This window comes from Sulfitobacter sp. OXR-159 (assembly GCF_034377145.1).
GTDB lineage: Bacteria > Pseudomonadota > Alphaproteobacteria > Rhodobacterales > Rhodobacteraceae > Sulfitobacter.
Map to the genome: position 1 here is coordinate 175,593 of NZ_CP139708.1, position 11,747 is coordinate 187,339.

An 11,747-nucleotide genomic window follows, 5' to 3' on the forward strand; every position below is an offset into this window, starting at 1 on the left:
TGACGTACCCCTCAGAAAATATCCGGCTCACCCGCCGCTTGGCCGAAGGCCGCGGTGAGATAGTCAAAGTCGCAGCCCTGATCGGCCTGCCCCACATGGCGCTGGAACATATAGCCCCAGCCCCGCTCGAACCGTGGTTCGGGCGCTTTCCACGCGGCGCGGCGGGCGGCGAGTTCGTCCTCATCCACCAGCATGTCGAGGGTCCGCGCCTCAAGATCCATGCGCACGATGTCCCCCGTCTTCAGCAGCGCCAGCGGCCCACCCACGAAAGACTCCGGCGCGACATGCAGGATGCAAGCGCCATAAGAGGTGCCCGACATCCGCGCGTCTGAGATCCGCAGCATGTCGCGGTGGCCCTGTTTCAACAGCGCTTTCGGCATCGGCAACATCCCCCATTCCGGCATCCCCGGCCCGCCCTGTGGCCCTGCGTTACGCAGCACCAACACATGGTCCGGCGTTACGTCGAGGTTTTCGTCGTCAATCGCGGCCTTCATCTCCGGGTAGCTGTCAAAGACCAGCGCCAGGCCTTCGTGGTGGTGAAACTTCGGATCGCAGGCCGCCGGTTTGATCACCGCGCCATTGGGGCAAAGGTTGCCTTTGAGCACGGCCAGCGAGCCTTCCTTATAGACCGGGTTCGACAGGGGCCGGATCACGTCGTCATTATAGACAGGCGCATTCGCAATCCCCTCCTCCAGCGGTTTACCGGTGCAGGTGATGGCCGACCGGTCAAGCTTATCGCCCAGTTGATCCATCAGCGCCCGCAGACCGCCCGCGAAATAGAAATCCTCCATCAGGTATTCGCTGCTGCCTAAGGGGCGGATATTGGCGATGAGCGGCGTGGTGCGGCCCAGAGCATCAAGGTCGCTCAACTCCAGCGCCACCCCGGCGCGGCGTGCCATGGCCAGCAGGTGCACCACCGCATTGGTCGAACAGCCCGTCGCCATCGCCACCGTCGCTGCGTTTTGCACGGCGGCGGGGGTGATGATCTTGTCCGGCGTCAGGTCTTCCCAAACCATATCGACAATGCGCCGCCCGCAAGAGGCGCTCATCCGTTTGTGGCCCGCATCCGCGGCGGGGATCGAGGTCGCCCCCGGCAGGGTCAGCCCCATCGCCTCGGCAATCGCGGTCATGGTGGAGGCGGTGCCCATCGTCATGCAATGCCCATAAGACCGCGCAATGCCGCCCTCGACACCGACCCACTCCTCGGCCGAGATCGTGCCCGCGCGGCGCTCATCCCAGAACTTCCACGCATCCGAGCCCGAGCCGAGCGCACGGCCCGCGTAATTGCCGCGCAGCATCGGGCCGGCGGGCAGGAAGATAAACGGCACGCCCGCGCTGATCGCGCCCATGGTCAGCCCCGGCGTGGATTTGTCACAGCCGCCCATCAGCACCACACCGTCAAGCGGATGCGAGCGGATCGTCTCTTCGGTCTCCATCGCGATCATATTGCGATAGAGCATCGAGGTCGGCTTGGTGAAACTTTCGTCAATCGAGATCGTGGGGATCTCCAACCCCAACCCGCCGGCCTGCGCGATTCCCTTTTTCACGTCCTCCGCGCGGTCGCGGAAATGGAGGTGGCAGGGGTTCATCTCGGACCAAGTGTTCAGGATGCCGATCACAGGGCGGCCTTCCCAATCTTCGGGGCCCAGACCCATCTGCATCATGCGCGACCGATGTCCAAAGCTGCGCAGATCATCGGGGGCAAACCAGCGCGCGCTGCGCAGCTGATCGGCGTTTTTCTTGGTCTCGGTCATGGAATCCTCGCCAGCTAAAACATCATCGCAAAACGGGTGGAAAACACATCTTGCTCGAACTGATATATTACCGTATCACCCCAATTGTCGATACCATTTGAGGGGCGCGTTGCGAAAATGTCGGGAAAAACACTGAAACAAACGCTCCGGCCCGGCAGTCGTCTGTCGGGGTTTTGGCTCTCGCTCTGCTCTCCTACGGTGACAGAAATCGCCGCGGGCAGCGGGATCGATTGGCTGTTGCTGGACATGGAACATGCGCCGAATGACCTAAGCCAGATCACCGATCATCTGCGCGCCGCTACGAGTGCGGCACCCGATGCGCAGATGGTCGTGCGAATGCCCTCATCCGACCAGACCATGACCAAGCGGCTGCTGGATATCGGCGTGCAAAATCTGATGTTCCCGATGATCCAAAACGCCGAAGACGCCCGCCGCGCCGTGACATGGACCCGCTACCCTCCCGAAGGGCTGCGCGGCATCTCGGCTACGATTCGCGCCAATAACTACGCGCGGCAGACGGATTACCTGACCACATATACAGACGCGCAATGCGTCATCGTGCAGGTCGAAACCCCCGAAGCGGTCGACCAGATCCCCGCCATCGCCGCTGTGCCCGGCGTGGACGCGATCTTTATCGGGCCGGGCGATTTGTCGTCGGCGATGGGCCATACCGGCAACCCCATGCACCCCGATGTCCAAGACAAGATCCGCGAAGCGGTCGATGCCATTCACGCCGCCGGGCTGCCTGCGGGCATCCTTGGTTACGGCGCCGATCTGGCGCGCCGCTACTTTGACAACGGTATCGAATTCGTCGCCATCGCGGGCGACGCCTGGCTGCTCACGCGGCAGATGGATGCGCTGGTGCAAACCATGGCGCAGCCCTCCCCCACTTTGACACAGCAAACCGACAAGGATTGATCATGAGCGCTGACAGCAAGACATTTCACCCCCACGGCAAGCACTTGATCGCAGGCGAATGGATCGGCGGCGGGGAAACCTTCGCCAATTCCCCCGCCACCGGCGAAAGCGACCAATTCCAAAGCGGCACCCCGGCCCATGTGGACCGCGCTTGCGAAGCCGCCGAGGATGCCTTTTGGTCCTACGCCTCTTCCAGCCGCGAGAGCCGCGCCGATTTCCTTGATGCCATCGCAGATGAGATGGAGGCCCGCGCCGAGATCATCACCGAAGTCGGCGCGCGGGAATCCGGCCTGCCCACCGCCCGCCTTCAGGGCGAACGGGGGCGGACAACCGGGCAACTCCGCCTCTTTGCCGATCACATCCGTAAAGGCGCGCATCTGGACCGTCGTGTCGACGGTGCCCTCCCAGACCGCCAGCCTATGCCCCGGCCCGACATCCGCATGATCCAACGCCCCATCGGCCCGGTTGCGGTATTCGGCGCGTCGAACTTCCCGCTGGCCTTTTCCACCGCGGGCGGCGACACCGCCGCGGCGCTGGCGGCGGGCTGCCCGGTCGTTGTGAAAGGCCACTCCGCCCATCCCGGCACGGGGGAGATTGTAGCCGAAGCGATCCACGCTGCGATCAAGAAATGCGGCGTTCACCCCGGTGTCTTTTCCCTCATCCATGCCAACAGCCGTGAGGTGGGCCAGACGCTGGTGCAGCATCCGCTGATCAAAGCCGTCGGCTTCACCGGCTCCCTCGGCGGCGGCCGCGCGCTGTTTGATCTCTGCGCGCAACGCCCCGAGCCGATCCCGTTCTTCGGCGAGTTGGGCTCGGTCAACCCGATGTTCGTTCTGGCCGAGGCCACTCGAAACCGCGGCGCGGAAATCGGCGCAGGATGGGCCGGGTCGCTGACCATGGGCGCGGGGCAGTTCTGCACCAACCCCGGCATCGCGGTCGTGGCCAAGGGCGTGGAGGGCGATGCCTTCGTCGCTGCCGCAAAAGAGGCGCTGGAACAGGTCGGCCCGCAGGTCATGCTGACCGATGGCATCGCCAAAGCCTACCGCGATGGCAAGGAACGTTTCACCGGGCGCAACGCCGTGCGCGCGCTGCTGAGCAATGACAGCGAAGGCCGCAGCGCCCAGCCGAACCTCTTTGAAACCGACGCAGAGACCTACCTGCAAGATCACGCCCTTGGGGAAGAGGTTTTCGGCCCCTTGGGTCTGGTGCTGCGGGTGTCTTCGGGTGATGAGATGCAAGAACTCGCCAAGGGTTTTGAGGGCCAGTTAACCGCGACGCTCCAGATGGACGACGGTGATACCGAAGCCGCCAAGGCGCTGATGCCAATCCTTGAACGGAAGGCGGGCCGGGTGCTGGTGAACGGCTTCCCTACCGGGGTCGAGGTCTGTGACGCCATGGTGCACGGCGGCCCCTACCCGGCCTCCACCAACTTCGGCGCGACCTCCGTCGGCACCATGGCGATCCGCCGCTTCCTGCGGCCCGTGTCCTACCAAAACCTGCCCGATGCGCTGCTGCCCGAAGACCTGCGCGGGGCTTCGGCATGAGCGGCGATCTGATCGGCCCCGTCGCCGTGCTCGACGCGATGCCGGAGGATATGCAGAACAAAGTGCGCGGCTATGCCGATGGGCTCGACCTGCGCTTTGCGGCGTCCTATTCCGAAGAGGATTTTGCCGAGACGGTGAAAGGTGCCGCCTATATCGTTCCGCGCGGGCGGGGGCTTCCTGCCTCGGTTCTGCGCGGGGCCGATAGCGTGCGCCTCGTGCATCAATGGGGCACCGGGTATGACAAGATCCCGGTGGATCTGGCGAAAGAAATGGGCGTGACCGTGGCGCGCAGCCCCGGCGTTAACGCCCCCACCATTGCGGATCTCACCATCGGCATGATGATCGCCGCCCTGCGCCGCATTCCGCTGCACTATAACAACACCCGCGCGGGCAAGTGGATCGTGCCAGAAATCGTCCCCGGCGCGCGGGACCTCAGCAGTCAAAAGGTCGGGCTGATCGGTTTTGGTGCCATCGGGCAACTCGTGGCGAAACGGCTGACGGGCTTTGACTGCGAGGTGCTCTACTACCGCCGCTCAGGGGAGGCTGAAGGCACCAGCGCGCGCTATGCCGAGCGCGATGAAATCCTTGAGACCTGCGATATCGTCAGCCTGCACATGCCGCTGACGGAGGCGTCGCACCACACCATCGGCACGCCGGAACTGGCACGAATGAAATCCGACGCCCTACTGGTCAACACCGGGCGCGGCGGGCTGATTGATGAGGCGGCCCTAATCGACACGCTCACCCACAAACGTATCGCCGGAGCGGCCTTGGATGTCTTCACCGAAGAGCCCGTCGAGCCAGACAACCCGCTTCTGCGGCTCGATAACGTCCTGCCCCTGCCCCACATCGGCGGCCACAGCGAGGATAACCTCAAACGTATGGTCGGCCATTGGGCCAGCAACATCCGCGCTTTTCACGAAGGGCGCGGGATCGATGAAAGCTACCTTGTGACCTGAACAACGCCCCGGCCTGACCTGTCGGGCCGGGACCGCCGCTTAGCCTTCGAGCGGGATGGGCATCAGGATCTTATTGGTCTGGCGCACCAGATATCCCGCCTCGGCGCTTTTCTTGAGGTAAGTCTGCCACTCAGGGTCCGCCGCCATCTGCGCGCGGCGCGCCGCCCGGTCGGCGGCATCCTGATAGGCCCAGATATGCACGAAGGAATTCACGTCGCCCGTCTCGACCTGCGCATAGATCACTGGCGCGCCGAGGATGCGTTTCTGTGCGGGGAAGCCGAACTCCGCATAGAGGGCGAGGTGTTTCTTGATCGTGCCGGGGCGGCAGCAATAGGTGCGGTGGTCGTAGATCATAAAGGGGCCTTTCGGGGTGTTGGCGTCATGCGATACCGGCGTGGTCGGTGATCCGGGCCCGCGCCTGCAACAGGTGATAGGCCATCGATACGCCCGCGGCTTCGCTGTCGCCCGCACGGATCGCTTCAAGGATTTGGCGGTGCTCATTGATCACCACGTCGATCCGCGCTTGCGAGCCTTGGCGGGTCAGTTTTTGCGCCACGTCGATCCCCTGTTCGATGGATCCGCGGGCGCAGTCGAGCATTTGCACGAAGACCTCATTGCCCGAGGCCGCCGCGATGGCGCGGTGGAATTGGTAATCGGCGTCAAAAGACGGATCGCGCGCCTGCATGGATGCCTCCAGCGCCTGCAAGGCTGCCTCGATCCGGGCGATATCCTTGGGGCCGGCCCGTTGCGCGGCCATATGCGCGGTGGCCTTTTCGATCGTGATCCGCGCCTCCATCGCGCGCATCAGCCCGGCAACCGACCCCGCCGTGGCATATTCAATCAGCTTTTCCGAAGGCCGCCGCCGCACGAAAGTACCCACGCCGCGCCGCGCCTCGACCAGCCCGTCCTCTTGCAACTTACGCAGCGCCTCACGCACCACGGGGCGGGACACGCCGAAGGCCGTGGCGATCTGGTTTTCCGACGGCAGCTTTTCGCCTTGGGCGAGTTTGTTCGACACGATCTGTTCAAGCACCTGCCCGTAAAGCTGGTCGGCCAATGTCTGGCGTTTCTTGATCTTTAGTTTCGGTGTTGTCACCGGCTACCCTCCCGCCGCGGCGCGGCGCATCATATTGGCCAGTCGCAACGCCGAAGTCGCAGCCCCATAGCCGTTGTCGATGTTCACCACCGTGACCCCCGGCGCACAGCTGGCGAGTATCGAATCGAGCGCGACCCTCCCGCCGCGGGCCACACCATAGCCCACGGAGGTCGGCACACCAATCACCACCCCCGGCACAAGCCCGGCTACGACCGACGGCAGGGCCGCGTCCATCCCGGCAAAGACAATCACGACATCCATTTCACGCAGCATTTCTTCCCGCGCGAGCAGCCGCCACAGCCCGGCCACGCCTACATCCGACACTTCGGTCGCGTCCATGCCGCCATAGGCCAGCGTGCGCCGCGCTTCGGCCATGGGCGCGTAATCAGAGGTGCCTGCACTGACGAGGGCGATGCGGGGATCGCGGGCCAAAGGCCCGATCTCTCCTAGAATGGCGGTGCGCGAGGCGGTGCAGTAATCGACCGATTGGGCCAGATTGTCCGGCAAGTCGTCAAACTGTTCTGCCGTCAGCCGGCTCAGCAACAGCCTCCGGCCCTCCGCTGCCGCATCGCCGATGATCGCGGCAATCTGCGCCACCGCTTTATGCTCGCACAGCACGGCCTCTTCGATGCCGATGCGCCCGCCGCGGCCCCGGTCAAAGGTCACGTCTGGATGCCCGTCGGGGCCTTTCTCATTGATGGACAAATGCACTTCCTCTTGAATAGGCCCGCAGATCCACCGCACGCCCGTCATCCGTGGCCCGCCGGACCTGCGTCAAAATCGCCGCGCGCTTTTGCGCGGAAAGACCTTCATAGAGAGGCGGATCAAGCTCCACCACCCAGCCCCCGCGCAAGCGCCGGCAGCGCAGGGTGATATTGCCCAACTCCGCGCGCAGCAAGGTTTCGACCCGGTCGATCACCGCCAAGTCCACAGGCTCCACCCGCAGGCCGGTCTCAATCCGGCTGGCCAAACAAGGGGCCGCGGGCAGTTCGGCCAGTTCCCCCAGCCCGAGCGCGCGGGCCAAGGCGCGCACATCGGCTTTTGACATCTGCGCATCGACGAACGGGTGCAGCACGCCATGCTCCGCCGCAGCCTGCAAACCGGGGCGGTAGTCTGACAGATCGTCGGTATTGGTGCCCGCCGCCACCAACGGCCCCATCCGCGCCAATGTGCCATAGAGGTTGGACTTGCAAAAATAGCAGCGGTTCACCGGGTTGGCGCGGTAGGACGGATCGGCGAATTCGCCCGCATCCACCAGTTTCAGCGGCAGGCCCCAAGCGGCTGCAAAGTCTTTCACCCGCGCCGTCGCCGCCGAAGGGACCGCAGCCGAAACCGCGTGGCAAAGCGTAACCCCCTCCGTCCCCCGCACCTTGGCCGCGGCGGCAGAGAGGGTAAGGCTATCGATCCCCCCGCTAAGCGCGATGGTCAACGATGCGGGCCGCGCGAGGGCGGCTTGGAGCGCGGCAGGAACCGTCACTCGCCCAATCCATTCTCTGTCTTGAGCTGCGCCAAGAGACGCCCGCTCGACATTTGAAGGTGGTCGCGCATCCGCTGGCGCGCCCGTTCGGCATCGCCCTGAGCAATAGAGGCCGCAATGTCATAGTGCTCCTGAATGGCGTCCCGGCTTTCGCCGCCGCGTTTCAATGCTTGCAAACGCCCGGCCAGCATCGTCTCGCGCAGGCTGGCGACAAGGTAGTTGAAAAGGCTGAGATAATAGCTGTTCCCGGTCGCCTCACAAACCGCGCGGTGAAAGGCGAGGTCGGCGCTGACCCCACTCGCAACCGCGGGGCCGCCGATTTTGTTGCTTTGGTCATAGGCGGCGGCGGCGCGCTGGATCTCCTGGCAGGCTTCGGGCGTTGCACGGGCGGCGGCGATGGCGGCGGCTTCGATCTCAAGCCCCATGCGCAACTCTAGGATCTGCTCAAGCTTACGCTGGCTTTCCATATCCCGCTCAGGAATCGCAAAGCCCTGCCGGGGCCGATCACTGGCCACAAATGCCCCACGGCCCTGGCGGCTGGAAAGCATGCCTTCCGCCTTGAGCCGCGAGACAGCCTCCCGGATCACGGTGCGACTGACATCGAAATCGCTGGCCAAGGTGGTTTCCGACGGCAGCACATCCCCCACGCCCCAAATGCCGTTCACGACATTATGGCGCAGGACTTCCGTCACTTGATCGCTGAGCGTCGCACCATCGACGAGGGGCGCAGTCGCCTGAAGATTTCCAGTCATAATAACAACATCCTTTCGCCGATTGGAGCACCTGTATGACAAGCTGTCAATAATCAGTAACTAAGGCCATTCGCTGCATTACAAGCAGAATACAACATTACAAGCGAGAGGAAATCCCCCTAAATTTGTATTTTTAATTGACAGGTTGACGATTCCCCCGCAGTCTGCGGTCCTACGGCAAGAGGATGTCAGGGGGGAGCCCGGAACCCATCCAGTTACTGCCGATACACAGTTAAAACTCGGGAGGAGTTTCTATGTCACCAATGTTGAAATCACTGCGCCGCACCGCTGCGGCCACCATCCTTTTCACCGTCGCCGGCGTTGCCGCACATGCGCAGAGCTTTGTCATGGCCACCGGCCAGCAGGGCGGGTCGTGGTATCCCGTGGGCGGCGCGATCAAGGCGATTGTTGAGCGTGAGAACCCCGATATGGACATCACCGTCACGCCAGGCGCGGGCGTGTCGAACGTGGTCGGCGTGGACGCGGGCCGCTTTGGCATCGCATTCGCCAACTCGATCTCAACCGTGGACAGCCTGTCGGGCAAAGAGCCTTTCCGCAAGGCGACCACCAATGTCTGCAACCTTGGCATTCTCTATCCGCAGTATTTCCAGATCGTCGCGCTTGAGGATTCCGGCATCAAGACCATCGCCGACATGAAGGGCAAACGCCTGACCACGCAACAGCTTGGTAACACCGGCGAATTCCTGACGCGCGAGCTTTTGTCGACTGCTGACATGACGTTCGATGATCTTGATAGCGTGGCCAACACGTCCTATTCCGACTCTGCTTCGCAGATGAAAGACGGTCAGGCTGATTTCTTCACCCTTGGCTCGTCGCTGCCGACCGGTTCGGTCATGGATCTGGCATCCTCGCGCAAAATCCGTCTGATCGACGTGGACGAAGAGACCTTTGCCTATTTCAAAGACAAGAACGCCGCCTTCCAGCGTCGCGAAGTCAAAGCGGGCGCCTATCCCGGTTTCGATGAGACCGTGCACGCGATCAGCTACGACACCCATATGGTCGCGCCCTGCGACTATGACGGTGAGATCATCAAATCGGTGCTCGGCGCGATTGCTGACAACAACGACAGCTTTGCCGCGATCAGCAAATCCATGGCTGACCTGACGGTTGAGGAAATGGCCACCGACATCGGTGTGCCGTTCCACCCCGCCGCGAAAGAGTTCTACGCCGAGCGTGGCATCTCGGGGATGTAATCCACCCCTGACGAAAAACGGGTCGGTCGGGGCAGCGCGCTCCGCCCGGCCCGACCTCATACTGGCCCCCGCCGCGCGCGCTCAGCGCAGCTGCGCTTCCGGCTGCTTTCCACTCTAGACGCGAGAACCCCCATGCAACTGTCGATCTTACTGGACAAGATGCCCCTGATTACCCGTATAGCAAGGCTGATCCTGGTCGGTATGGCTGTGTGGCATCTCTACGTCGCCTTCGTTGGCCCGCCCAACCCTTATATCATGCGGGGCGTGCACGTCGCTCTCGCGCTTTTGCTGATCTTCCTTACTGTCGACCGCAAAGGTCTGCGCAACGATGTGCCAAGTTGGTATGACGTGGTGATCGGTATCGTGGCTGCGGGCGCTGCACTTTATCCGTCATTCAACCTTAATTACATCACGCAACGGTTTCTCTACGTTGACCCGCTGATGCCGATGGATATCGTGGTGGGGATCACGCTGGTTGTTCTCTTGTTGGAGGGCACGCGCCGGATGCTTGGGCCGATGCTGCCCATCACCGCTCTTTTGTTTCTCGGCTACGGTCTGGCCTTCACCTCGACGCTGCCTTCGGTGATCCTTGAGCAGTTGTTCATGACGCCCGAAGGCATCTTCGGTATCCCGATTGCGGTATCGGCGACCTATATGGTGCTGTTCATCTTGTTCGGCTCTCTGGTAGAGCGGATGGGCGTGGGCCAACTCTTTATGGATTTCGCTGTGGCGCTTACCGGGCGTCAGGTTGGCGGCCCGGCCAAGGTGGCCTGCGTGACCTCCGGCCTCTTCGGCTCGGTTTCCGGCTCTGCCGTGGCCAATGTGATGACGACCGGCACCTTCTCTATCCCGCTGATGAAACGCATGGGGTTCAAACCCGCCTTCGCGGGCGCGGTAGAGGCCGTGGCGTCGACGGGCGGTCAGATCATGCCCCCCGTGATGGGGGCTGCGGCCTTTGTCATGGCGGAATATCTCGGCGTGGGATACCTGACGGTCGCGAAATATGCGCTGGCCCCCGCGGTTCTGTTCTATGTCGCGCTCTTCGCGGCGGTCCATTTTGAGGCCAAGCGCAAGGGCATCGGCTCGGTCCCGAAAGAGGATCAAGTGCCGCTGAAAATCGTGCTGCTTGAACGCGGCCACCTGTTCTTGCCGTTGGCGATTATCGTGGGCGTGCTGATGATGGGCTACTCTGCACCCTATGCAGCACTTTGCGGTATCATCTCGGTCGTGCCGGTCGCGGCCCTGCGCAAGACGACACGGCATTACGTCACCATCGACAACATCCTCGAAGCGCTTGAGGGCGGCGCGCGCAACGTGCTGGCGATTGCCGCGGCCTGTGCCTGTGCGGGCATCGTGGTGGGCGTGATCGACATTACCGGCCTTGGCCTCACCTTCTCGAACTTCGTGATCGAAGCGGCCCAAGACACGCTGGTCATCGCGCTGTTCCTGTCGATGATCGCGGGCATCATCCTTGGTATGGGGATGCCGACAACACCCGCCTATATCGTGCAGGTCGCCCTGCTGGTTCCGGCGCTGGTGAAGCTGGGCGTACAGGTCGGAGCGGCGCACCTTTTCGTGTTCTACTTCGCCATCCTGTCGGCCATCACACCCCCCGTCGCCATGGCGGTCTATGCAGCCAACACCCTATCGCACGCCAAGATCGTCGAGGCGAGTTGGGCTGCGGTGAAACTCGGTGCCACCGGCTTTATCGTGCCCTTCATGTTCGTCTATGAACCGGCGATCCTGATGCAGGGTTCGGTCACCCAGATCACGCTGGTCCTGTTGCAGGCCACCATTGGCGTCATCCTGCTGGCCGCCGCCTTGCAGCGCTACTACTTTGGCAGACTGTCCAACATGCTGTCGGTGGTGCTGTTCGGGGCGTCCTTGCTGCTGATTTATCCCGATCTGCGGCTCACCGCCTCGGGGTTTGTCATCGCGGGCGTTATCCTGGCCTTCCAAAAGGCCAGGAACCCCAGCCCGAAAAGCCAAGCCGCCACACATACTTAAATCTTAGAACGAACGAAACGGAGCCT

General features: G+C 62.9%; 11 protein-coding genes. 5 read left to right on the forward strand and 6 right to left on the reverse strand.

Annotation, left to right across the window (positions count from 1 at the left end):
* Nucleotides 1–11 precede the first annotated feature (11 nt).
* Nucleotides 12–1,754: an L-arabinonate dehydratase gene (gene araD / locus T8A63_RS18760; protein WP_322345897.1), complete on the reverse strand. Its 1,743-nt coding sequence runs from the start codon at nt 1,752–1,754 to the stop codon at nt 12–14.
* Between the two features lie 117 nt (nt 1,755–1,871).
* Here araD and T8A63_RS18765 point away from each other — a divergent pair, with 117 nt between their 5' ends.
* The 3 genes from T8A63_RS18765 to T8A63_RS18775 are packed head-to-tail and all read left to right on the forward strand — an operon-like array spanning nt 1,872 to nt 5,175.
* Nucleotides 1,872–2,672 carry an HpcH/HpaI aldolase/citrate lyase family protein gene (locus T8A63_RS18765; RefSeq protein ID WP_322345899.1) on the forward strand — a complete coding sequence of 267 codons (801 nt, stop codon included), beginning with the start codon at nt 1,872–1,874 and terminating at the stop codon, nt 2,670–2,672.
* Between the two features lie 2 nt (nt 2,673–2,674).
* Nucleotides 2,675–4,216 (forward strand): aldehyde dehydrogenase (NADP(+)), encoded by a 1,542-nt coding sequence (locus T8A63_RS18770; protein ID WP_322345900.1) that lies wholly within the window; start codon nt 2,675–2,677, stop codon nt 4,214–4,216.
* Complete coding sequence (locus tag T8A63_RS18775) at nt 4,213–5,175, forward strand: 2-hydroxyacid dehydrogenase (protein WP_322345902.1); 963 nt, start codon at nt 4,213–4,215, stop codon at nt 5,173–5,175. Before T8A63_RS18770 ends, T8A63_RS18775 begins: the two co-directional genes overlap by 4 nt.
* Nucleotides 5,176–5,214: 39 nt before the next feature.
* On the opposite strand, the gene T8A63_RS18780 is transcribed toward T8A63_RS18775, so the two are convergent.
* The 5 genes from T8A63_RS18780 to T8A63_RS18800 are packed head-to-tail and all read right to left on the reverse strand — an operon-like array spanning nt 5,215 to nt 8,500.
* Nucleotides 5,215–5,529, reverse strand: a complete 315-nt coding sequence (locus T8A63_RS18780; protein ID WP_317389086.1) for an NIPSNAP family protein — start codon at nt 5,527–5,529, stop codon at nt 5,215–5,217.
* A 25-nt stretch (nt 5,530–5,554) separates the two neighbouring features.
* Nucleotides 5,555–6,271 (reverse strand): FadR/GntR family transcriptional regulator, encoded by a 717-nt coding sequence (locus tag T8A63_RS18785; protein WP_067630745.1) that lies wholly within the window; start codon nt 6,269–6,271, stop codon nt 5,555–5,557.
* A 3-nt stretch (nt 6,272–6,274) separates the two neighbouring features.
* Nucleotides 6,275–6,976, reverse strand: a complete 702-nt coding sequence (gene larB / locus T8A63_RS18790; protein ID WP_416153253.1) for a nickel pincer cofactor biosynthesis protein LarB — start codon at nt 6,974–6,976, stop codon at nt 6,275–6,277.
* Complete coding sequence (locus tag T8A63_RS18795) at nt 6,963–7,748, reverse strand: adenine nucleotide alpha hydrolase (RefSeq protein ID WP_322345906.1); 786 nt, start codon at nt 7,746–7,748, stop codon at nt 6,963–6,965. Before T8A63_RS18795 ends, larB begins: the two co-directional genes overlap by 14 nt.
* Complete coding sequence (locus T8A63_RS18800; protein ID WP_067940831.1) at nt 7,745–8,500, reverse strand: FadR/GntR family transcriptional regulator; 756 nt, start codon at nt 8,498–8,500, stop codon at nt 7,745–7,747. Before T8A63_RS18800 ends, T8A63_RS18795 begins: the two co-directional genes overlap by 4 nt.
* A 254-nt stretch (nt 8,501–8,754) precedes the next feature.
* Between T8A63_RS18800 and T8A63_RS18805 the strand changes: the two genes are divergently transcribed.
* Nucleotides 8,755–9,714: a TAXI family TRAP transporter solute-binding subunit gene (locus T8A63_RS18805; RefSeq protein ID WP_322345907.1), complete on the forward strand. Its 960-nt coding sequence runs from the start codon at nt 8,755–8,757 to the stop codon at nt 9,712–9,714.
* A gap of 132 nt (nt 9,715–9,846) precedes the next feature.
* The gene (locus T8A63_RS18810) at nt 9,847–11,721 is read left to right on the forward strand and encodes a TRAP transporter permease (RefSeq protein ID WP_322345908.1); all 1,875 of its coding nucleotides are present in this window, start codon (nt 9,847–9,849) and stop codon (nt 11,719–11,721) included.
* Nucleotides 11,722–11,747 lie beyond the last annotated feature (26 nt).

Excerpts from the sequence above, each read along its gene's own strand:
- T8A63_RS18770 (WP_322345900.1), top strand. The coding sequence starts at position 2,675 with ATGAGCGCTGACAGCAAGACATTTCACCCCCACGGCAAGCACTTGATC.
- T8A63_RS18780 (WP_317389086.1), bottom strand. The coding sequence starts at position 5,529 with ATGATCTACGACCACCGCACCTATTGCTGCCGCCCCGGCACGATCAAG.
- T8A63_RS18805 (WP_322345907.1), top strand. The coding sequence starts at position 8,755 with ATGTCACCAATGTTGAAATCACTGCGCCGCACCGCTGCGGCCACCATC.
- araD (WP_322345897.1), bottom strand. The coding sequence starts at position 1,754 with ATGACCGAGACCAAGAAAAACGCCGATCAGCTGCGCAGCGCGCGCTGG.
- T8A63_RS18800 (WP_067940831.1), bottom strand. The coding sequence starts at position 8,500 with ATGACTGGAAATCTTCAGGCGACTGCGCCCCTCGTCGATGGTGCGACG.
- T8A63_RS18765 (WP_322345899.1), top strand. The coding sequence starts at position 1,872 with ATGTCGGGAAAAACACTGAAACAAACGCTCCGGCCCGGCAGTCGTCTG.
- T8A63_RS18775 (WP_322345902.1), top strand. The coding sequence starts at position 4,213 with ATGAGCGGCGATCTGATCGGCCCCGTCGCCGTGCTCGACGCGATGCCG.
- T8A63_RS18810 (WP_322345908.1), top strand. The coding sequence starts at position 9,847 with ATGCAACTGTCGATCTTACTGGACAAGATGCCCCTGATTACCCGTATA.